This window comes from Bradyrhizobium zhengyangense (assembly GCF_022012555.1).
In the GTDB taxonomy this organism is placed as follows: Bacteria; Pseudomonadota; Alphaproteobacteria; order Rhizobiales; family Xanthobacteraceae; genus Bradyrhizobium; species Bradyrhizobium zhengyangense.
Genome location: NZ_JAKLTZ010000024.1, coordinates 43,405 through 64,728 on the forward strand (window position 1 = coordinate 43,405; position 21,324 = coordinate 64,728).

Consider the following 21,324-nt stretch of genomic DNA (forward strand, 5'->3'; position numbering starts at 1 on the left):
ATCGCGTCAAGGGAGGATTATCATGAAGAGCGAAATCACCGGCATCACGCGGGCCAACGAGGGCATCCAGGGCATTTCCTGGAATATCCTGGGCCAGACCTATGTGCCGAAGAGCAACAGCGAGAACAGCTTCTCCTGGCATGCGACATTGCCGCCGGGCACATTCGTGCCGCCGCACATTCATCCTGACCAGGACGAATATCTCTACATGCTGGAGGGTAAGCTCGACTTCGTGCTCGGCAATTCAGAGGCGCAGGCAACCCCCGGAGACCTGATCCGGCTCGGCATGGGCGTGCCGCACGGCATCTTCAACAAGTCGGACCAAACCGCAAAAGTGCTGTTCTGGGTGTCTCCGACCAAGAAGCTGTTCGACCTGTTCTGGGGCCTTCACAACATGAAGGAACAGAAGCCGGAGGACGTGGTGGCGATGGCCGCCGAGTTCAACATCCACTTTTTGCCACCGCCTCCCGGCGCTGGCTAGGAGCGTGACCCCGGAAAAGTGTGAAACGGTTTTCCGGAAGGGTCGCGCTCAATCAAAACAACTTCAGGCGCGCACTGCCGCCAGTCCCGGCACGGCGGCGAAGCCCGCCTTGCTGGCGTAGCCCCGCACGATGGCCTCGCGCTGGGAATAGCTCAGGACGTTATCGACGTTGTCAAAACCGTCGGGCGCCAACTGCTCGACGGCGTCGATAACGCCCTCGGGGCCGCCGCGGCGATTGGAGCGAACGATATCCGCTGTCATAGGCAGGCGTTTCTTCTCGTATTCCATCAACGCCTGACGCGGATGCTCGGCCCGCACCAACGCGTCCGCGAGGCAGCGCGCGTCAAGGATCGCCTGGGAGGCGCCGTTGGAGCCGACCGGATACATGGGATGCGCGGCATCGCCGAGCAGCGTGATGCGTCCAGACGACCAATAGGGCAAGGGATCGCGGTCGCAGGTCGGATATTCATAGAACTCCGGCGTCGCCGAAATCAGGCTCTTCACGTCGATGTAGGGCACCGAGAAGCGCGCGACGTGAGGCATCAGCTCCTCACGCCGGCCCGGCCGTGACCAGTCTTCCTTCCGCGGCGGCGGCGCATTGCCCTCGCCCACCTTCACCAGCACCGCCCAATTGGTCAGACGGCTCGCCGGGCTCGATCCCTCGGCGATCGGATAGACGACCACCTTGGCATTGAGGCCACCGGCCACGATCATCGATTTGCCGGTGAGGAACAGCGGCCAATCGCGCGCACCGCGCCACAGCATCAGGCCGTTCCAGCACGGCGGTCCCTCGTTCGGAAACAACGTGTCGCGCACGCGCGAATGGATACCGTCGGCGCCGATCAGGATATCGCCGCGCGCGGTGTGGATATGCGCACCGGCGCGATCGAAGAAATATGCGGTAACACCGCTCTCGTCCTGAGTGAAGGCGCCGAGCCGGCAGCCGGTGTGAATCGCTTCGGATCCGAGCCTCTCCTCGACGGCGCGATGGATGACGCCTTGGAGGCGGCCGCGATGAATCGAGAATTGCGGCACGTCGTGGCCGGCGTCGACGCCGCGCGCTTCGCGCCAGACCTCCTGACCGTGGCGGTTGAGGTAGTACAGCTGATCGGTACGGATTGCGACGTCGTCAAGCTTTTGCAGCAGGCCAAGACTGGCGAGCTCGCGCATGGCGTGTGGCAGGGTGTTGATGCCGACGCCGAGTTCGCGGATCGTATCGGATTGCTCGAAAATCTCGCACCCAATGCCGCGAGCCCGCAGCATCAAAGCCGTGGTGAGACCACCGATACCGCCACCGACGATAATCGCCTTCATCGCCCTCTACTCCACTCGATACACAGGCAACCGGGTTAACGTCGCACGGCCGGTCACCCTGCGGCAAGCGGCTTTGTGGCCTCCGCCTCGACCTCGGCCACCGTCTTGGGCTTAGCCTTAATTGCGGTCGAAACTGCCACTCAATCGCCCCTGAAGACCGGCTTGACCTTGTTGGCGAAGGCATGAAAGGCGCGCTCAAAATCGGCCGTCGTCATGCACAGGGCCTGGGCAACGGCCTCCGCTTCGATAGCCTCCTCCACCGACATCGCCCATTCCATCGCCAGCATACGCTTGGTCATCGTGTTGCCGAAAGTCGGCCCTTCCGCCACCTGCTTGGCGAGCAGCTGCGCCTGGGAGAGTACCTGCTCAGGCGTCACGATGCGGCTGAAGAAGCCCCACCGCTCGCCCTCCTCCGCAGTCATGAAGCGGCCAGTGTAGAGCAATTCGGAAGCGCGAGACTGACCGATGATCCGCGGCAGGATTGCGCAGGCGCCCATGTCACAGCCGGCAAGGCCGACCTTGTTGAACAGGAACGCCACCTTGGCTCCGCTCGCAGCGAGCCGCATGTCCGACGCCATGGCAATGATCGCGCCGGCACCGGCGCAGATGCCTTCGACCGCGGCCACGATCGGTTGCGGGCAGGCCCGCATCGCTTTGACCAGATCGCCTGTCATCCGCGTGAAGGCGGTCAGCCCCTTTGTATCCATCTTCACCAGTGGGCCGATGATCTCGAACACGTCGCCGCCGGAAGAGAAATTACCGCCCGCGCCGGTGACGACGATGGACTTGACCGCGTCGTCAAACGCGCACGCGCGAAAGAAATCCGTCAGTTCGCGATAGCTCTCGAATGTCAGCGGATTCTTCCGCTCCGGACGGTTGAGCGTTACGGTGGCAACGCCCTCAACGACAGCCAGCAGGAAATGCTGCGGCGAATAGTCCGCAAGTGGTACGGTGACGGGATTGGCTGGTCTGCTCATGCGATCTCCTTGGCTTCCTCGTTCCGCGCCTGCGTCAGGCTAGATTTCGCCACCGGCGACCGCAATCGCCTGCCCGGTGATCGCACCGGCATGCTCGCTACATAGCCACAGCACGGCGTTCGCTACTTCCTGCGGCGTGATCAGACGCCCCTGCGGATTGTGCTTCGCGAGCTCGGCGATCGCCTGCTCGCGGGTTCGCCCGGTCTTCCTCATGATGTTGTCGATGCTGCCAGCGACGAGATCCGTATCGGTGAAACCAGGGCACACAGCATTCACGGTCACGTTGCTGGCGGCCATTTCCAGCGCAAGCGAGCGCACGAGACCGACCACGGCGTGCTTGGCCGCGGTATACGCGCTCACATAGGCATAACCCTTGAGCCCCGCTGTCGATGCAATCGCGACGATACGCCCGTAAGGACGATCCTTCATGCCGGGCAGCACAGCATTGACGGCATGGACAACGCCCATGAAATTGACATCCATCATACGCGCAAAAAGAGCACTGTCCGATTTCGCGAACGGCGCGGATTCGGCGCTGCCGGCATTCGCGATGAGAATATCAATCGGCTTTCGCGCATGCGCTGCGGCGATGGCTGCCCTCAGCGCAGCTTCATCCGAGACGTCCGCAACGGCGGCATGATGCGCGGCACCGGCTTTGATCGCTTCCTCGAGAGAAGCAGCATTCCGGCCAAGCACTGTCACGGTGGCACCAGCGCCAACTAGAGCGGCGGCAATCGCGCGGCCGATGCCGCGACCGCCTCCGGTCACCAGCGCGTGCGGCGAATGCGGCAACCCGGACATGCGTTGGCTCCCTAGGATCTGCTGATCGTTTCTCCGATATATTTTAACCTTCAAATTTTTGCAACGAAAGCGCCGATCGATGTAGCGCATACCGTTACGCGGGCGATCGGCCCGAAAATTGCTTTAAGTATAAAATTATCTCTTCCCATCCCCCACAGGCCTGTTAGCATCACCGGGGCAAGCCAAAGGATGTCGCGTGTGCAGCCTTCGCCAATGATAACAAAGGATGGACGCTTCGCCTATGAAGCCGCTGGCGATCCGGGCGCAACACCCCTGATCTTCCTGCATGGCATCGGTGGTGCGGCGCGGGCCTGGCGGCAACAGCTTTCGACATTTGGCAATCGTTTCCGCGCGATCGCGTGGGACATGCCGGGCTATGGCGGATCGGCGCCGCTCGCCAGCGTCAGCATCGCTGCCCTGGCCGAAGCGCTCCAGCAATTCATCGAGCAGCTCGGTGCGACAAAGCCCATTCTGGTCGGCCATTCGATCGGCGGCATGATCGTCCAGAAATGGCTGGTGCAATCGCCAAAACTGGCGCGCGCGGTGGTTCTGGCACAGACAAGCCCGGCCTTCGGCAAAGCCGACGGCGACTGGCAAAAGTCGTTCATCGCGGCACGGCTGGGCCCACTTGATCGCGGCGAGACAATGAAGTCGCTGGCACCTTCATTGGTAAAGGAGCTCGTCGGCGACGATCCTGATCCCAGGGGAATGGAGCTGGCGCGCGAATGCATGGGAAGCGTCCCGGAGGCGAGCTATCGCGCCATGATGTTGGCGCTAATCGGGTTCGATCAGCGCAGCACGCTCAAAGATATATCCGTCCCGACGCTGCTGCTGTCTGGTTCGAAGGATAACAACGCCCCGGCGCCAATGATGGCGAAAACGGCGACCTACATCCCAGCGGCAGAATATGTCGAGCTCCCCGGCGTCGGCCATCTCGCCAACCTTGAACGTCCCGATGCCTTCGACCAGGCTCTCGGCAGCTTCGTCGATTCCATCTCTGCAAAACGGATAGTTGCGCCATGACCATGCAAGTCAGCAAGACGATCGGCGCAACCGACAAGGTCGCGCTGGATGCACCGATCTTCGATCCCGTGGCGTTCCGACTGAGCGACGAGCAGGCCAGCATCATTACCCGGGCGCGTGAGATCGGCCAGAGCGTGTTCGCCGGTCGCGCCGCCGCCTACGATCGCGAAGCGGCCTTCCCGACCGAGAACTATCGCGACCTGCATCGCGTCGGTCTGCTCAGCATCGCTGTGCCAAAGAAGCACGGCGGCCTGGGCGCGAACTACCAGACATACGCGCTGGCGGCCGCCGAGATCGGGCGCTATTGCGGCGCAACCGCGCTGACCTGGAACATGCACGTCTGTTCGACGCTGTGGTCGGGCCCTTTGGCCGATGATCTCGACATGGACGCGGAGACCCGCGCGGAGCACGAGCGCCGACGGGCGGTTCACTACAAACGCATCGTCGAGGACGGCGCGATCTATTCGCAACCATTCTCGGAGGGCGGCGCGGCAGCTGCCGGCGGCGTTGCGTTCGGCACAGAAGCAAGGCCCGTCGCAGGCGGCTGGATCGTCAACGGCAAGAAGATCTTTGCATCGCTCTCCGGCCATGCCGACTATTACGGCGTGCTCTGCACCGAGATCGAGGAAGGCGAAAAGGCATCGCGCCGCAATACGCTTTACCTCGCGATATCAGCGAAGTCACAGGGAGTTTCCGTCGTCGGCGATTGGGATCCCCTCGGCATGCGCGGCACGGTCTCGCGAACGCTCCTGTTCAAGGATGTCTTCGTTCCGGAAGATGCCGCGCTAATGCCGCGCGGCGTCTATTTCCAGGCGGCGATGCGCTGGCCGCACATGTTCCTGACGCTGTCACCGACCTATATGGGCCTTGCACAAGCCGCCTATGATTTCACCCTGCGCTATCTGCGTGGCGAGGTGCCAGGCATGCCGCCGGTCAAGCGCCGGATGTACCCGACCAAGCAGATTGCGGTCGCGCAAATGCAGATCAAGCTCGAGCAGATCAAGGGAATCTGGTTCCAGGCCGTCACCGAAGCGCGTGCCAATCCGAGCAAGGAGCAGGTGCTGCGCGCCTATGCCGCGCAATATTCGGTGATGGAAGGCGCCAATGAACTCGCGGCGCTCGCGATCCGCACCTGTGGCGGTCAGGCCATGCTCCGCTCCCTGCCGCTGGAGCGTATCTATCGCGACAGCCGCTGTGGCTCGCTGATGCTCCCCTGGACGGCCGAGCTCTGTCTCGACCGGATCGGCCGTGAGGCGCTGTACGAGGCTGGCGAAACGGACGACTAACGGTGGACCTCTGCAGCCTAATCGATCGCAATGCGGCGTTCGCGCCAGACAAGACGGCCATTGCCTTCGAGGGGCGGCGGCTGAGCTACGCGGCGTTCGCCCGTCGGATTGAACGAACGGCAACAGCCCTGAAGCAGGAGTTCAGCGTCGGGCGCGGCGACCGCGTTGCGATCCTGAGCCTTAATCGGCCGGACTATCTGGTCCTACTCTACGCTTGTGCTCGGCTCGGCGCGATGCTGGTCCCGCTGAACTGGCGGTTGGCGGTCGCTGAGCAGCTGTTCATTCTCACCGATTCCGGCGCCAAAGTGCTGGTGCTCGAGCAGGCATTTGAAGACGTTCTTCCTGAACTTGCGCCGGGGACAGCCGTCGTCGGCCTCGATTTTACACCGCCCCGCGGCAAGACCTACGAAAGCTTGCTGGCTGGCAGCGAGGGCAGCGCACGTAACCCGCACACCGATCTCTCCTGTCCGCTGCTGATCGTCTACACCTCAGGGACGACGGGGCGGCCGAAAGGCGCGGTGCTGCGTCAGGAGGCGCTGTTCTGGAACGGGGTCATGAGCCAGCATATGCACAACATGACATCGGACGATCATGTGCTGACGGTGCTTCCGTTCTTCCATGTCGGTGGGCTCAACATCCAGACGACGGCGGCACTTCAGCTTGGCGCGACGGTTACGATCCACGCCCGCTTCACGCCGGACACGGCGCTTGCGGCCATTGAACGGGAGCGACCGACCTTGACGGTCATGGTGCCCACGATTCTCCAAGCCGTCAGCGAGCATCCTGCGTGGGCCACGACCGATCTCTCCTCGCTGAATGCCGTTGCCACAGGGTCAACCATCGTGCCGCCGCACCTGATCGATCGCTTCGTTACGCGGGGCGTGCCAGTGCTGCAGGTCTACGGCTCGACTGAAACCTGTCCTATCGCGGTCTACACCCGCTTGGGCGGCGACCTGTCGCGATCGGGATCAACCGGACTTGCCGGCCTCTGCTGCGATGCGAAGGTGATCGATCAGGCCGGCAACGAGGTCCCTGCGGGTACGCCGGGTGAAATCGCAGTGCGCGGGCCGAACGTGTTCTTCGAATATTGGGGCAATGCGGACGCCACGCGCGATGCGCTCCACGACGGCTGGTATCGCACCGGCGATATCGGCCTGTGCGACCCCGACGGCTACTTCTGGGTCCGCGACCGCAAGAAGAATACGATCATCTCCGGCGGCGAGAACATCTATCCGGCCGAGGTTGAGCGGGTCCTGCTCGAACATCCCGATGTCAGTGAATGCGCGGTAATCGGAAGGCCGGACCCGCGCTGGGACGAAGTGCCCATCGCTTATGTCATCCGACGATCCGGCTGCCGTCTCGAAGCAGACGAGCTGAAAGCGCACGTTCAGACACAGCTTGCTCGCTACAAGGTTCCACGCGACATCGTTTTCGTCGCCGATTTGCCGCGCACGGCGCTTGGCAAGGTTCAGCATTTTCTGCTGAAACAACTTGATGCGCAGTCGCGCGCGCAGGGAGAAGCATCTTGAAGATCGCGGTTCTGGGTGGGGGAAACGGCTCTTTCGCGGCCGCGGGCGATTTTGCGCTGTCGGGACACGAGGTTCGGCTTTGGCGCCGCGACGCGGAGCAGGTCGAGGCACATCTTGTCGCGGGATCTCGCATCCTGGTGAAGGACCACAACGGTCGCCACGACGTGAAGCTGGCGCTGGTGACCACCAATATCGCCGAAGCCGTCAGTGACGTCGAGCTGGTCGTGTGCCCTGCCCCCGCCTTCGCGCAGCAGGATATCGCCCGGCTCCTTGCGCCACACCTCCGTGACGGCCAGGTGGTTTTCCTGCCACCCGCGACATTTGGCTCGATGATCTTCGCGCAGGCCGCACGCGACGCAGGCAACCGCGCCGAAGCAAGCTTCGCCGAAACCGGCACCCTGCCCTGGCTCACCCGCAAGCACGGACCATTCGAGGTCGCGATCACCATCCGTGCGAAGCGGCTGCCGGTCGGCGTATTCCCACTCGATCAGGCCCCGCATGCGCTCGAGGTCATCGGGCGCGCCTTCCCCGACGTGATCGAGCCCTGCGGCGACGCGCTGTCCGGCGCCCTGATGAATGCAGGCTGCATCATTCATCCGCCGCTGATCGTGATGAACGCGGGCCCGATCGAGCATTTTGAACGGTGGGACATCCATAAGGAGGGCACCCAAGCTGCGATCCGGCGCGTGACCGACGCCCTCGATGCCGAGCGGATTGCCGTGCGCGAGGCACTGGGATATGGCGCACCGCATTTCCCTCTCGCTCATCACTACGCGAAAGAAGGCGAGATCTGGATGTATGGCCGCGGCTCGCATGACCGGCTGACTGATTCCGGCGACTGGCGCGAGCGGATCGTGCTGACCGAGCACCGCTACATGCGCGAGGATCTGCGGCTTGGGCTGTCGCTGCTGGTGTCCGTCGCTAAGCTGGCGGGCGTCGCCACACCGCTTGCCAAGGCATTCCTCGCCATCGGCGGCGCAATCTGCGACGAAGATTTTGAGCAAACTGGCCGAACGCTGGAGACCTTGGGACTTGGCCAGCTTCACAGAGCTGAATTGCAGACGCTGCTTCGTGAGGGATTCTGATCGATGAGCAGCCGCGCCAATATTGCCTGTCTCGGAGCCGGTCGCATGGGGCGCGGCATTGCCGTTGCGTTTGCCTATGCGGGACACACGGTCACGATGGTCGACATCAAAGCCCGCTCGGCAGAGGAGTTCGCCAAGCTGGAGGCTGATGCGCTCGGCGAGATCAGCAAGACGTTTGCCAGCCTGTCCAAGCTCGGACTGCTGACCGAGGCGAACGTTGATCCGCTGATCGCGCGGGTCTCGGTGGTCCCGGCCAGCCGGAGCGGCACCGCCCTTTCCGAGGCGGGAATCATCTTCGAAGGGGTTCCTGAGGTGGTCGAGCTCAAGCGCGAAGTGCTGGGGACGGTTTCAAAACAAATCGGCCCGGACACAATCATTGCCTCGACCACGTCGACCATCCTTGTCGACGATCTGTCGGGCGCTATCGTAAATCCGCGCCGCTTCCTCAACGTGCATTGGCTGAATCCGGCCTATTTAATCCCGCTGGTAGAAGTGTCGCCCGGCAAAGCCACTGACGTTGCCGTCATCGACGAGGTCAAAACGTTGCTCGAAGGGATAGGCAAGGTGGCAGTGGTTTGCGCAGCGACACCCGGCTTCATCGTTCCGCGCATCCAGGCGCTAGCGATGAACGAAGCCGCCCGCATGGTCGAGGAAGGCGTCGCCAGTGCCGAGGAGATCGACAAGGCGATCCGCTACGGTTTCGGCTTCCGCTATGCCGTGCTCGGGCTGCTCGAATTCATCGACTGGGGCGGCGGGGATATTCTGTACTACGCCAGCCGATATCTCGAAGGCGCGCTCGGCAGCGACCGCTATCGCGCGCCAGACGTCATTTCGCGCAACATGCATGAAGGCCGGATCGGGCTGCGCACCGGCGCAGGCTTCCTCGACTATTCCGACATGGACGTCGATGCCTATCGCACAAAACGGCTCCAGGCCATGGTTGATCTGCTCCGGCACTTCGACCTGGCTCGCCCACCGGTGCTCGACCGCAACTAGCCGAAGACGTCCTGAAGCACGCCTTCGCGAACAACTGCCACGCCATCGAGCTCGATGGTCGTCCCCATCATCGGTAGATCGAAATGGCCCGCAGTGTAACGTCCGGCGAATTCGTTCGCGCCCGTCGAGAACAGGAAGTTGCCGGAGACGGCGCGAATCTCCGTGCCATTGGTGTCACGCTGGTCGTACATCGAGAGCGCCTCGTAGCGAGCGGCCGGATTCATGCCAAAACCGACATGTGAGACGGCATAGGCCTCCCGATCACCCCAGGCGGCGAGATAGGCGCGCATCATCGCGGCATCCGTGCCGTCGCCTTCCAGCTCGACGACGTAATCGTCCTTTAAGGTCATCTTGACCGGTGACGTCAGGTAGCGCTTGAAGGTGAGATTGATATCGCCGGGCGCCATCACCAGCGTGCCGTTGATCGCCCCGCTCTTGGGAAAGCTGACGACGATGCCGCCCGGCCAATGCGCCAGCGTACCTGGCTTATCCGTCCAACCCCAGACGCCAACCGTGGAAGCGCCCACCATGTCCACATCAAGGGCCGTGCCGGCTTTTGACGTGACCCGCATTCGCTTGGTTCCGCGCAGCATCTTCGCGGCCGCGCGAACGCGCTTCTCCAGCGCCAGATCCGGCACCATGCGCTCCAGCGCCTCGGGATGCTCGTTGGAGATCACCAGAATGCGCGCGCCGGCCTTCAGAATTTCGGGCGTCTCCACCGCGTGCATCAGGCCCTCGATGGTGCAGTCCACCACGAAGCCAGCCTGCTGAAGCGCGCTGATGACAGGACCCAGCTTTTGGATCGCTTCGCTCGCTCCGGTCGAACGGACCGGAACGATGTTCCGGTTACGCGGCGTTGGCATCACGACGTGAAACGGCCTCGCTCCCATCCGCAGCAAGGCCAGCTCCGCCAGGTGCACATTCAATGCTCGTGACTGGGTCTCCGAGAGGATCGCCGCGGTATCGCCGGCCTTGACGGCGCAACGTTCAAAGATCTCGCAAAACGCGTCGATCCATTTTGCCTCGATGCGATCAGCCAGCATGGTTCACTCCCGGTCTTCTGCTTTCTTGTTCGTCACGTCACGCTTCGGGGAAGCCTCGCAAGAGATACGATCGTACCGCGCCCAACAACGCATTGAGGATCAACCCAAGCAGCGAGATCGTGATCAGCGGCACGAACATGTCGACCGCTTGGAAGGTGCGGGCCGCCGTCACAAGGGCATGGCCCAAGCCGTCCGTCGACGTGATCATCTCGGCCAGAAACACCACGATGCAGGAAATAACAAGGCCGATTCGGCATCCAGTCAAGATCGATGGCATCGCCGCCGGCAACACCACCTTGAACAGGATTTCATAGCGCGGCGTTCCCGCCGCCATGGCGGACCAGATCAACTTCTGCTCTACGGTTGACGCACCGTAATACGTCGATAGCAAAATCGGGAAGAGTGCGTCCGCCGCGACCAAGGTGATCTTCGATCCGTGGCCGAAACCCAGCAGCAACAGCAGCGCCGGGTAGAGCGCGACCTTCGGCAACGGTGCCAACACGCGCACGATCGGCCGAACCACGGCATTGATCGCAGGACTTGCGGCGGCCGCGATGCCGATGCTGACGCCGAGGACGACCGCAATCGCGAATCCAGCAAATAGTCGGATCAACGTCGCTGCGATTTCCTGCTGAAACGCCCATGTCACGAGCTGCTCGAGCAGCCGTGTGAAGACGAAGCCCGGCGCCGGCAACAAAACCGCCGGAGCGAAGCCGAACGTCACCAGGGCCTGCCATAGCGCGACCACCAGCACAATCGGCGCGAGCCCCAAGATAGCGTTCGCAGAACGTGACATCATGAGAAGCTCAGCGGCATGTCGAATTGAGGCTCGGACCAGCGTACAAGCCCCGCACGAATCCGCTCGAAAATAGCATCGACACAAATGCCCATCGCTCCGACGACGATGATCATCGCGTAAACCGTATCGTACTGTCCCATGTCGAGCGCGTTGAACAGGATGTTCCCTGCCCCCGACTGGCGCGCAATCATCTCGCTTGTGATCATGGTGATCAACGCCAGCACCAGGCCAGTCCGGCACCCGGTCAGAATTTCCGGGAGCGCGGCGGGGAGCACGATCCGGACCAGACGCTGCAAGGGCGACAGCCCCATCGCCGCGCCCGACCACAGCATCTTCTCCTCGACGGCCTTGGCGCCTTCAAAACTGTGATAGATCACCGGAAGGCTGACACCGAGAAAGATCACGAGAATCTTCGTAGCTTCGCCAACGCCAAGCCACAGCATGATGATCGGCATCAGAGCTGCCTTCGGAACAGGATAGATCACCATCAAGAGTGGATTGAAGAAGGATGCGACGGCCCGACTACGGCCCATCAACAGGCCTAGTGGAATCGAAACCAGCACGGCGATGCCGAACCCGATCGCCATGCGGCGGAGCGAGGCCAGGATATTGATCAGAGATTCCTTATCACCGAGGATATCCGGGACCGCGCGGATCGCCTCGAGCGCCGTCGGGAAGCTGTCGTTCTTCAAGCCGAGCGAAGCGACCTGCCAAGCCGCCAATAATCCGATGCAAGCCAGCACCGGCGCAGCACGTCTCGCCACGGCAGCCGGCGATATCATAAAAGCGAACCGGCATGGTCGCTTTCATCGAACATGCGCTCGATGTCGACGACGTATTTTTGATACCGTGGATCGAGCAACAGCTCGTTGCGGCGCCGCGGCCGCGGCAGATCGATATCGATAACCTCCCTGATGCGACCGGGAGACTTCGACATCATCACGACCTTGTCTGAAAGGAAGACCGCTTCGTCGACCGAGTGGGTGACGAACAGCACCGTCTTGCGGTCGCGCTCCCAGATGTTCAGGAGATCGTTCTGAAGGCGCGTCCGGGTATGAGCGTCGAGCGCGCCGAACGGCTCGTCCATCAATAGTACCTCCGGGTGGTAGGCCAGTGTCCGTGCCAGCGCGACGCGCTGCTTCATGCCGCCCGACAACTCCTTCGGGTAGAAGTTTTCATAGCCCTTGAGCCCGACCATCTCGATCAGCGCGCGGCTCTGTGCATCTGCCTCGGTGGCACTTACCCCCTGCTGACGAGGACCGTACATCACATTGCCCAGCACCGTCTTCCAGGGAAACAGCGCGAACTCCTGGAACACTGGCCCGCGATCCGGCCCCGGCCCCGTGATGGCCTGTCCCTTCATCTTCGCCGCGCCGCTGGTTGGGCTGACGAAACCACCGACGATATAAAGCAGCGTCGACTTGCCACAGCCTGAGGGACCAAGGATGGAGACGAACGCTCCCTCCTCGATCGTCAAGGAGATGTCCGATAGTGCCAAATGATCCTTGCGCGCCGAGGTCTGAAAGACCCGCGAGACGCGGTCAATCTCGATGATCGCAGATGCCGGCTTTTGTGACTTCACCGGTTTCACCCAGTCGCTCGATCTCGAAGGCACTACCTTCATCCCGCCTCTCGCTTCACTCACGCGCGAACGTCACGCCACCGATCTACTGAATCTCTCCGTCAGCCGCATGAGCTTAGCAAGAAGCCTGCCAAACCAGTCGTCATTTCGCGCGCGCGCGACGCCTCAATCGAACCATGGCCACTCCGCGGGTCCTTCGTGCGTGACTGCGCCGCCCGGCGCCTGACCGACCAGTCGCGCATATTTTGCGAGCGCACCAGCACGATGACGAGGCGGGCGCGGCTTCCAATCGCGTCGTCGCGCCGCGAGTTCCTGTTCATCGACCAGCAGGTCCATGCGACGGCCAGCGGCATCAATCCGGATCCTGTCGCCGTCGCGGACCAGCGCCAGCGGGCCACCAACAAACGCTTCCGGCGAGACATAACCGATGCACATGCCGCGCGTGGCACCGGAAAACCGCCCATCCGTGATCAAGGCAACCTTCTCGCCCATGCCCTGGCCATAGATCAGCGCTGTCACGCCGAGCATCTCGCGCATGCCGGGACCGCCGACCGGCCCTTCGTTGCGGATCACAAGGACCTCGCCAGCCTTGTAGCTGCGGTCGCGAACCGCGGCGACGCAAGCCTCTTCATCCTCGAAGACGCGCGCCACGCCTTCGAAGAGTTGACTCTTCAAACCTGCAACCTTGATGACGGCGCCATCGGGGCAGAGATTACCCTTCAGCACCGCAACACCGCCGTCGGGCATGATCGGGGCGCGGGCCGCATAAACGACCTCCCCGTCGGGGGCATTGGCCGTCCTATATTCTTCCGCAAGCGTATGGCCCGTGATGGTCAGGCAACCTCCATCGATATGCCCACTCTGGATCAATTCGCGGATCACGACGGCCGCGCCACCAATGTCGTAGACGTCCTTTGCAGTGTATTTGCCGCCGGGCCGCAGGTTTCCGATCAGCGGCGTCCGAGCAAAGACCTCGCCGACATCATCGATCGTGAAGGCGATGCCGGCCTCGTTTGCGATCGCCGGCAAATGCAGCGCGGCATTGGTCGAGCCACCTGTCGCAGCAACGATCGCCGCGCCGTTCTCCAGGGATTTCCGTGTCACGACGTCGCGTGGCAGCGGCCCGCCACGTTCGAGCATCTCCATGATCAATCGCCCCGCGAGACGAGAGATCTGCGCGCGCTCAGCATAGACGCCAGGCACCATCGACACGTTGGGAATGGTCAGGCCCATAGCCTCCGACACCATCCCCATGGTGTTCGCAGTGAACTGACCGGCGCAGGCGCCGATCGTCGGCAGGCAGGCGCGCTCGATCCGTTCGAGCGTCGCGCCGTCGATCTCGCCCGTCATGAAGCTGCCGACAGCCTCGTAGGAATCGAGGACGGTCAGCGTCCGTCCATTCAGGCGACCCGGCAGCGAACTGCCGCCATAGATGAAGATGGAAGGCACGTTGCAGCGAACCATTCCCATCATAACGCCCGGAAGCGTCTTGTCGCATCCGCCGTATCCGATCAGCGCATCATAGGCGAGACCATGAACGACAGCCTCGATGGAGTCGGCGATCAGCTCACGTGAAAACAGGGAGAATTTCATCCCCTCGTGATTCATGCTGATGCCGTCTGACACCGAGACGGTCGAGAATTCGCGCGGCGTCCCGCCGGCTTCCTCGATCCCGGTCTTGGCCGCGGCCACCTGGAAATCATGGGTCATATTGCAGGGCGTCTGCTCGCCCTTCATGCTGACAATGCCCACCATCGGCTTTGCAATGGCCGCGTCGTCCAGCCCCATGGCGCGCATGAAGGCGCGGTGCGGCGCCCGGTCGAGCCCGTCAGTGGTAATCCGTGATCGCAGCTTCTTCATGCTTGCATCATCTCGATGCAATGTCCCGCATGTGGCGGGGCACTGCGACTTCGTTCATCTTGCGAACCGCTCTATCGCTTATTGCAGCGGCGCGACGATGGTCGGGTGCCTGAACTGCGCGACATCCAGTTTTGGCAGCATTCCCGTGTCCGCATAAATGTCCAGCATCTTCTGGATCGCAGGGAAGTTCGGTGCCGCACCGGGATCGCGACCGAAATCGTTGTCCTTGAGCAGGTAAGTATCGAGCACTGGAACGGGCGCCTTCAGCACCTCGGACACCACCTTCAGGGTCTCTTCGCGGTTCGCGAGCGCCTTCTTCATACCCGACGTGATGTCGCGGACATAGGTCTTCACCAGTTCTGGGTTCTTGTCGACGAAATCGGCACGGCAGGCCTCCAGGATGTGCACGATGTTCGGCATCGCCTGCGACAGCGAGAACAGCTTACGCGTACCGCCCTTCGCCTCAGCCCGTGCTGCAAACGGCTGATTCATGTTGACCGCATCGACCCGGCCCTGGCGCAGCGCATCCTCCGAGACGGCAAAACCGACCTCGACCAGCTTGATATCCTTGGCGGGATCGACGCCGTTCTGCTTCAGAAGCAGGTTGAACGGGCCTTGCGTGCCGCCGCCGATCACGGAAATGCCAACCGTCTTGCCCTTAAGGTCCGCAATCGTCTTGATCGGCGAGTCATTCATCACCGCCCAGTAGACCGAGAAGCCACCGGGCTTCTCGAAGACGTGCTGCGCCACGATATAGGCCTTGAGGTTGCCGCCGACCACGCCGTTAGCCAGCGACAGCGGCGCCTGCGTCGCGCAATCCAGTGCGCCGGCCGCCAGTGCCTGCGTCATCGGAGCGGTGCCCTGAAATTGGGTCCACTCGATATTGTAGGTCTTGCCGATATCGGGAAACTCGGCCGGCCTACGCATCATCCAGTATTTGGATTCCTCGGCCGGGATGGTCCAGCCCACGCGGATCGTCTGCTGCGCTCGTGCGGGGCTTGCGCCCGCAATCATGGCTGCCATAGCCCCTATCGCCAGCGTCAACCTCGAAACTGCCCGCATCGTGCCCACTCCGTTGCTCCGGCGCCGACCGACGCCACCCAACCCGACCGGCCCAAATGTTTCATGGTTCAAACAATCAGGCAAGCCATGCAAGCCGGCACGGTTTCGCCGCGACATCCGTTGTGTATGGTGCGGCAGCGGTCGCGCGCCATTGCGCTGCGGCAGGAGGAGGCAACCTATGGCTGCTGCGAGCAAGGCAAACCCGCAAGGCGTCGAGAGGCTCGGCTATCTCGGCCTGGGACTGATGGGAACGCCGATGACCCGGCGCCTGCTCGAGGCCGGCTATCACGTCAGCGTCTGGAACCGTTCTGAGGGCAAGGTCGCGCCGCTTGTCGAGGCCGGCGCCAACCGCGCGAGCACGCCGCGTGACCTCCTGACGAACTCCGACATCGTTTTTATGTGCGTGACCGACGCCGCCGCCGTCGAAGAGGTGATCTTCGGACCGGAGGGGCTCGCTGCGGCTCCCGGGGCAGGCAAGCTCGTGGTCGATTTTTCGTCGATCCATCCCGACGCCGCGCGCGAGCTTGCGGCGCGATTGAAAGCTGCGAACGGCGCAAACTGGATCGATGCGCCGGTGTCCGGTGGCACCAAGGGTGCCGAAGAAGGCACGCTTGCCATCATGGCTGGAGGAGAGACCTCTGATATCGAGCGGGCACGGCCTTATGTGCTGGCCATGGCGCGCAGGTTCACCCACATGGGTCCGACCGGCGCCGGCCAAACCACGAAACTCTGCAACCAGGTGATCGTCGGATGCGCGATGACCGTGCTTGCGGAGGCAACGCGCCTTGCCTCGAACGCGGGAATTGACGCGAGCCGGCTGCCGGAGGCGCTCGCTGGCGGCTTTGCGGATTCGATCCCGCTTCAGCTCTTCGTACCGCGCATGGTCCAGGGCATTCACTCACCCCCGCTCGGGCACATTGCAACGATGCTGAAGGATCTCGACACGGTCGCCGATGTCGCGCAAGCAACGTCGACGCCGGTGCCAATGGCGACCCTCGCGGGTCAGATCTTCAGGCTGGCAAAGGCTGCACGCGGCGCAGACGCCGACGCTCTGGAAATCTACAAGCTTTCGGCGGCGGACCGTTGAACTGACCAGCGTCCCTGAATCGCACTATGGCGTCTTCTTGCGCGCGTCGTCGGCCAAGAATCGGCCATAAGTCCCTCGCGCGAACAGCAGAGGGTCTCGTGCGTTGTAGGCATAGGCCTCGACCGCGCCGAGAAAGATCACGTGATCGCCACCATAATAGCGATTGACGGATCGACACTGAAAACTTGCCACACTCTCGGGCAGCACGGGCGCATTGCCGAGGCCCGGCGTCCAGTCCACACCGGCGAACTTGTCTTCCGACGACTTGGCAAACTTGTCCGCAAGCGCCTGCTGCGAGGTGCCCAGCACATGCACCGTGAAATGGGTGGCGTTTTGAAACACGGTCAGGCTCGATGAATAGACGCCAAGGCTCCAGAGAACCAAAGGAGGATTCAAGGAGACCGAGGCGAACGAGTTGCAGGTGATGCCATACGGCTTTCCATCAGCGGCTGTAGCCGTGATGATGGTTACACCCGTTCCGTAGGTGCCGAGCGCGTTGCGGAAATCACGCGGGTCGATCGGCGAGTTGTCGCTGGCGAACTCGTTGGCGGGATCGGAGGCGGCCGGATGCTTTGGCTGGTCATTCATCGGCCGGCCTCACAAGGTGAGATTCTCGGACGGCAGGCCGAGGGCTACGCGTCCATAATTAGTTCCGGCCGCATCGAAATTGAATGCGAGGTGCGAATTAATCGCGTGCGCATCGCGAAACTGCCGCTGTAGCACACCGGTCGTGAACAGGCCGCGCGCCCCGCTCGCCGCGAACAGCATAGAGACGGCGTCAGTGCACAGATTGACCGAGAACGCTCCATCGCGCCGGTATCTGGTCTTGGTGACCATATCGGGCGTGTGGTTGCGCCGTGCGTCCTCCATCGCCTCAGTGCAGGCCGAGCGCATGATGAGGCGCGCGGCATCAATCTTGGCGGAAGCTTCCGCGATCTTGATTTGCGTGCTCTGGAAGTCGCTCAACTTGGCGCGGTTGTACGTCGAAATGCGGTGACGCGCGACCTCCGTATAGTCGTCCAGGCACGCCTGCGCATTGCCGAGCGCGACGCCGGAGAGAACATAGGGAAACAGCGAGAAGACGGGAAGGGCGTACAGCGGATTGGGGTTCACCTTACTGCCGGGGGTCGCGCCGCCTGCGAGATCACCCACCGCGACGGTCATATGATCGGGCACGAAGGCATCCCTGACTTCGACATCCGACGACCCGGTGCCGCGCAGTCCGGCAACATTCCAGGTATCGAGGATCTTGTAGTCAGCCTTGGGCAATAGAAAGATGCGGTATTCGATTCCGTCAGCCTCGTCGTCGGATGCGACGACGCTTGCAAGCATGTTCCATGCGCACGAGCCGACGCCCGACGAGAACGGCCAGCTTCCGCGCAGCTGGTATCCGCCTTCGACCTTTCTGGCACGGCCGGCAGGGAAGATGAACGACGATGCGATCAGCACGTCCGGCTCTCGGCCCCAGACCAAATCCTGCGCACGCTGCTCGAACATACCGAGCATCCAGTGGTGACTTGCCAGATTAGCCAGATTCCAAGCCACAGATGCGTCGGCCCGCCCAAGCAACTCGGCACAATCGATAAGGGCAACATAATCGAGCTCGGCGCCGCCGACACGCTTCGGCTGCAGCATCCGGAACAGACCGGCTTCATGCAAGTCGCCCTCGGTCTCCGGCGGCAGGTGCCGCAGCTCCTCAGTTCGAGCCGCGCGTTCCCGCAATTGCGGCACCAGCGCTCGGGCCTTGGCAATCATCGCTGCATAGGCTCGTTCGCCGGAGTCTGTCGCCACCGACTGACCCATGCTCGGCTCCTGACCAGACACCATTCGCGTCCCTCGCTCTCATGCATTTATGAGGCTGGAACCTTGCCAAATCAAGCTGTTGCTGCACTCAGCCCGATGTCGCGGCCTTGCGCAGCCCGAATGCGCCTTTTTCGGCCAATGCCGCAATCCGCTTCTCGTCGTAACCAAGCGTTTCGCGCATCACGCCCTGAGTATGCTCACCCAGCAGCGGTGCCGCCACAGGATCAATTGCAGACGTTAAACTCATGCTGATCGGCGGCTCGATATTCGGCACCCACTGCGCGGTACGATGCGGGATCCGGCTCAAGCGCGCGCGTTCGCGCGCTTCCGGTGCATTGAACCCTTCCTCCACGGTTCGGAGATAGCCGACCGGAATATTGGCCAGCTTCATCTTCGCCATCCAGTTCTCGAGCGTGTCGCTTGCAAACACTTCAGCGATGGCCGCACGTAGGAGCTCCTTGTTCTGAGACCTTGCTTTACGCGTGGCGAACTGTGGCGCGTTGAGGAGATCCGGGCGGTTGAGCACCTCGACCACCAGCCGTCGATACAGCCGATCATTGGCGCACGCCATGTAGAGCGGACCATCGGATGCCTCGTAGACACCAACAGTGGGAGACCCGGCCGGCGAATTGCCGAACCGGCCCGGATTCTCGCCGTTGATCAGATAGGCCATGCCGTAGAAGCCCGTCATCCCCATGGCGACATCGAACAGCGCAACCTCGACATGCTGCCCGCGGCCGAGACGATCCCGCGCTAACAGTGCCAGCAGGATCGCGTTGCAAGCCGACATCCCGGTCGCCATGTCGACAATCGGCGGGCCGGTACGAACTGCCGGGCCATCCGCGAACCCGTTGAGCGACATGAAGCCGCTTTCGGCTTGCGTGATGGGATCGAATCCCGGGCGTGAGGCAAATGGCCCGGTGCGCCCATAAGCGGAGATCGAGCAATAGACCAGCCGCGGGTTGAGCGGCGCGACGGCCTCGTAATCCAGGCCGAACTTCTTCATGACGCCGCTCGAAAAATTCTCCACGACCACGTCCGCCTTGCGGATCAGATCCAACGCAATCTCCCGCCCCTCTTGAACTGCAAGATCGAGCGCTATACCGCGCTTGTTGCGGTTCAAGCTGAGATAGGCTGCGCTTTCGCCACCGATCTCGGCATGCTCATAGGCGCGCGTGTCGTCGCCGCCATCGGGATTCTCGATCTTGATGACGTACGCACCGAAATCGGCCAGCGTCTGTGTGCAAGCAGGGCCCGCAACCACACGCGTAAAATCGACGACCAGCAAGCCGTCAAGCGCGGTTGGTCTTCCCTCCGACCGCGACGAACGTTCTGGCAATTGAGGCTTAATGGGCATCTCGAGCTCCCTTACATCGGCTTATGTTCGCCGAATTCGCTGCAAGCGAACTTAAAGCCCGGCCGGACAACTTCGCAAGTGCTTCAACAAGAAGGCCTTAAAAGAGGCCCAGCAACAGTGAAGCTAGACTAGTGAATGGACGTTCCGCGTCACGTGACACCCCACTTAGCGAAGCGACGTTCGACCATTGAGCGCATGCGACCAGGCGCAGGTGACCTCGGCTCGCAGTGCCGATGGCCCACCTTGATGAAGTTGTTCGCCGAGACCAGGTTGTCCGTCGTATCGGAGACGATGCCGTGCCATCCGACACGCCGCCCGTGCGCTTCGGCAGCCCGCATCAATCTGAGTTGAAGCCCCCCGCCCCAATGCCGCGGCAAGACTCCGACCCTGGAGAAGTAGCCGAAATTCCGTTCGCGAGTGGATCACGCGTGACGCCTGCGAAGGCGACCGCATCGTCGCCTTGATAGACAAGTTATCACGCTTCGAGGCCGAACTCCGGTGTCGCCGCAGTGTCGAAGCCAGTGTGTCGGCAACGTCATCATCACAGCGTCGATTACCAATTATGTGCATAGCACGACTCATCGAACGGATCGCAGTGCAGCGGTGCCGCCGTCATGAGAAGCTCACTTGCTCAGCACGACCTTCACTCCGAGCCAGACGACCTCCATCAGGCCGGTCGCTATCACAATAATCACGGCCTTAAACGCATAGATCTGGGCCCGCTCCACGCTTTTTCGCCACCGTCGGAGGCACTGGAAATCCGCCCTTATCTCCCTCCGGTCGTCATCTTCGAGCCCAAAGGAGGCCAGCACCGACGCCTCCGCCTTCAACACGATCGCATCGACACCGTCCAACCGCTGCCTTTGCTGCTCGGCCGGCGTCTCGGCAATGATCGTCCTGATCTCGGCATCTGGTATCTTCCAGCTCGATGATCCTTGAAACATTCTCAAAACCACATTTGGCTAGATAGAAGGACGACGAGATTGCAGTGATCGCCGCGAACCCGGTCAGAGGACCCGTTGATCCGACAACGATAACCTTGTCCTAAACGGGAAGCTTGCCAGCCGCGACTAAAGATCGTGCCGGCTACTCGTTTGATGAAACCATTTTCTCAGTGTTTTGCCCGACGGGTCAAGTCATTTTTTGATAAACCGAAAAAACGGCTCCAGCGCATGACGGGGGGCTTGGTGCGCCGGAGCCGCCATTCCAGCCGGCCAATCGGCGGTAGGCCGGCACGAC

Annotated in this window: 21 protein-coding genes; 7 read left to right on the forward strand and 14 right to left on the reverse strand. The window is 62.1% G+C overall.

Annotation, left to right across the window (positions count from 1 at the left end; translation table 11 throughout):
- Nucleotides 1–22 precede the first annotated feature (22 nt).
- On the forward strand, nt 23–481 hold the full coding sequence (locus L6639_RS39340; protein WP_128950646.1) for a cupin domain-containing protein: 459 nt from the start codon (nt 23–25) through the stop codon (nt 479–481).
- A gap of 63 nt (nt 482–544) precedes the next feature.
- Here the strand turns inward: L6639_RS39340 and L6639_RS39345 are convergent, their stop codons facing one another.
- The 3 genes from L6639_RS39345 to L6639_RS39355 all read right to left on the reverse strand — a co-directional run bounded on the left by L6639_RS39345 (nt 545) and on the right by L6639_RS39355 (nt 3,573).
- Nucleotides 545–1,795 (reverse strand): flavin-dependent oxidoreductase, encoded by a 1,251-nt coding sequence (locus tag L6639_RS39345; RefSeq protein WP_237866835.1) that lies wholly within the window; start codon nt 1,793–1,795, stop codon nt 545–547.
- Between the two features lie 140 nt (nt 1,796–1,935).
- Nucleotides 1,936–2,772: an enoyl-CoA hydratase family protein gene (locus L6639_RS39350; protein ID WP_237866836.1), complete on the reverse strand. Its 837-nt coding sequence runs from the start codon at nt 2,770–2,772 to the stop codon at nt 1,936–1,938.
- A gap of 39 nt (nt 2,773–2,811) precedes the next feature.
- Nucleotides 2,812–3,573: an SDR family NAD(P)-dependent oxidoreductase gene (locus L6639_RS39355; RefSeq protein WP_237866874.1), complete on the reverse strand. Its 762-nt coding sequence runs from the start codon at nt 3,571–3,573 to the stop codon at nt 2,812–2,814.
- Between the two features lie 213 nt (nt 3,574–3,786).
- On the opposite strand from L6639_RS39355, the gene L6639_RS39360 reads away from it, so the two are divergent.
- From L6639_RS39360 to L6639_RS39380, 5 genes are read left to right on the forward strand one after another with little or no spacing between them, the layout of a single operon-like run.
- A complete protein-coding gene (locus L6639_RS39360; RefSeq protein WP_237866837.1) occupies nt 3,787–4,596 on the forward strand; it encodes an alpha/beta fold hydrolase in 810 nt (269 codons plus the stop codon).
- Complete coding sequence (locus L6639_RS39365; RefSeq protein ID WP_237866838.1) at nt 4,593–5,882, forward strand: acyl-CoA dehydrogenase family protein; 1,290 nt, start codon at nt 4,593–4,595, stop codon at nt 5,880–5,882. Before L6639_RS39360 ends, L6639_RS39365 begins: the two co-directional genes overlap by 4 nt.
- A gap of 2 nt (nt 5,883–5,884) precedes the next feature.
- Complete coding sequence (locus L6639_RS39370) at nt 5,885–7,411, forward strand: class I adenylate-forming enzyme family protein (RefSeq protein WP_237866839.1); 1,527 nt, start codon at nt 5,885–5,887, stop codon at nt 7,409–7,411.
- Entirely contained in the window at nt 7,408–8,496 is a 1,089-nt protein-coding gene (locus L6639_RS39375; RefSeq protein ID WP_237866840.1) for an NAD/NADP-dependent octopine/nopaline dehydrogenase family protein, read from the forward strand. The genes L6639_RS39370 and L6639_RS39375 overlap by 4 nt, the downstream gene beginning before the upstream one ends.
- Before the next feature lie 3 nt (nt 8,497–8,499).
- Complete coding sequence (locus L6639_RS39380; RefSeq protein WP_237866841.1) at nt 8,500–9,492, forward strand: 3-hydroxybutyryl-CoA dehydrogenase; 993 nt, start codon at nt 8,500–8,502, stop codon at nt 9,490–9,492.
- Here the strand turns inward: L6639_RS39380 and L6639_RS39385 are convergent.
- The 6 genes from L6639_RS39385 to L6639_RS39410 form a co-directional block, all read right to left on the reverse strand.
- Nucleotides 9,489–10,535, reverse strand: a complete 1,047-nt coding sequence (locus L6639_RS39385) for a 2,5-dihydroxypyridine 5,6-dioxygenase NicX family protein (RefSeq protein WP_237866842.1) — start codon at nt 10,533–10,535, stop codon at nt 9,489–9,491. The genes L6639_RS39380 and L6639_RS39385 overlap by 4 nt on opposite strands.
- A gap of 37 nt (nt 10,536–10,572) precedes the next feature.
- On the reverse strand, nt 10,573–11,334 hold the full coding sequence (locus L6639_RS39390) for an ABC transporter permease (RefSeq protein WP_237866875.1): 762 nt from the start codon (nt 11,332–11,334) through the stop codon (nt 10,573–10,575).
- On the reverse strand, nt 11,331–12,116 hold the full coding sequence (locus tag L6639_RS39395) for an ABC transporter permease (protein ID WP_237866843.1): 786 nt from the start codon (nt 12,114–12,116) through the stop codon (nt 11,331–11,333). Before L6639_RS39395 ends, L6639_RS39390 begins: the two co-directional genes overlap by 4 nt.
- Nucleotides 12,113–12,958 carry an ABC transporter ATP-binding protein gene (locus L6639_RS39400; protein ID WP_237866845.1) on the reverse strand — a complete coding sequence of 282 codons (846 nt, stop codon included), beginning with the start codon at nt 12,956–12,958 and terminating at the stop codon, nt 12,113–12,115. The genes L6639_RS39395 and L6639_RS39400 overlap by 4 nt, the downstream gene beginning before the upstream one ends.
- Nucleotides 12,959–13,081: 123 nt before the next feature.
- Nucleotides 13,082–14,776 carry a dihydroxy-acid dehydratase gene (ilvD, locus tag L6639_RS39405; RefSeq protein ID WP_237866846.1) on the reverse strand — a complete coding sequence of 565 codons (1,695 nt, stop codon included), beginning with the start codon at nt 14,774–14,776 and terminating at the stop codon, nt 13,082–13,084.
- A 78-nt stretch (nt 14,777–14,854) separates the two neighbouring features.
- Nucleotides 14,855–15,838, reverse strand: coding sequence for an ABC transporter substrate-binding protein (locus tag L6639_RS39410; protein ID WP_237866847.1), 984 nt, complete (start codon nt 15,836–15,838; stop codon nt 14,855–14,857).
- 178 nt (nt 15,839–16,016) lie between these two features.
- On the opposite strand from L6639_RS39410, the gene L6639_RS39415 reads away from it, so the two are divergent.
- Nucleotides 16,017–16,925 (forward strand): NAD(P)-dependent oxidoreductase, encoded by a 909-nt coding sequence (locus tag L6639_RS39415; RefSeq protein WP_237866848.1) that lies wholly within the window; start codon nt 16,017–16,019, stop codon nt 16,923–16,925.
- 24 nt (nt 16,926–16,949) lie between these two features.
- Here L6639_RS39415 and L6639_RS39420 read toward each other — a convergent pair whose 3' ends face one another.
- From L6639_RS39420 to L6639_RS39440, 5 genes are all read right to left on the reverse strand, one after another.
- Nucleotides 16,950–17,513, reverse strand: coding sequence for a flavin reductase family protein (locus tag L6639_RS39420; RefSeq protein ID WP_237866849.1), 564 nt, complete (start codon nt 17,511–17,513; stop codon nt 16,950–16,952).
- 9 nt (nt 17,514–17,522) lie between these two features.
- On the reverse strand, nt 17,523–18,752 hold the full coding sequence (locus L6639_RS39425) for an acyl-CoA dehydrogenase family protein (protein WP_237866850.1): 1,230 nt from the start codon (nt 18,750–18,752) through the stop codon (nt 17,523–17,525).
- A 64-nt stretch (nt 18,753–18,816) separates the two neighbouring features.
- Nucleotides 18,817–20,085: a CaiB/BaiF CoA transferase family protein gene (locus L6639_RS39430; RefSeq protein WP_237866851.1), complete on the reverse strand. Its 1,269-nt coding sequence runs from the start codon at nt 20,083–20,085 to the stop codon at nt 18,817–18,819.
- A gap of 149 nt (nt 20,086–20,234) precedes the next feature.
- Entirely contained in the window at nt 20,235–20,462 is a 228-nt protein-coding gene (locus tag L6639_RS39435) for a hypothetical protein (protein ID WP_338076576.1), read from the reverse strand.
- 246 nt (nt 20,463–20,708) lie between these two features.
- Complete coding sequence (locus L6639_RS39440) at nt 20,709–21,029, reverse strand: hypothetical protein (RefSeq protein WP_237866853.1); 321 nt, start codon at nt 21,027–21,029, stop codon at nt 20,709–20,711.
- Nucleotides 21,030–21,324 lie beyond the last annotated feature (295 nt).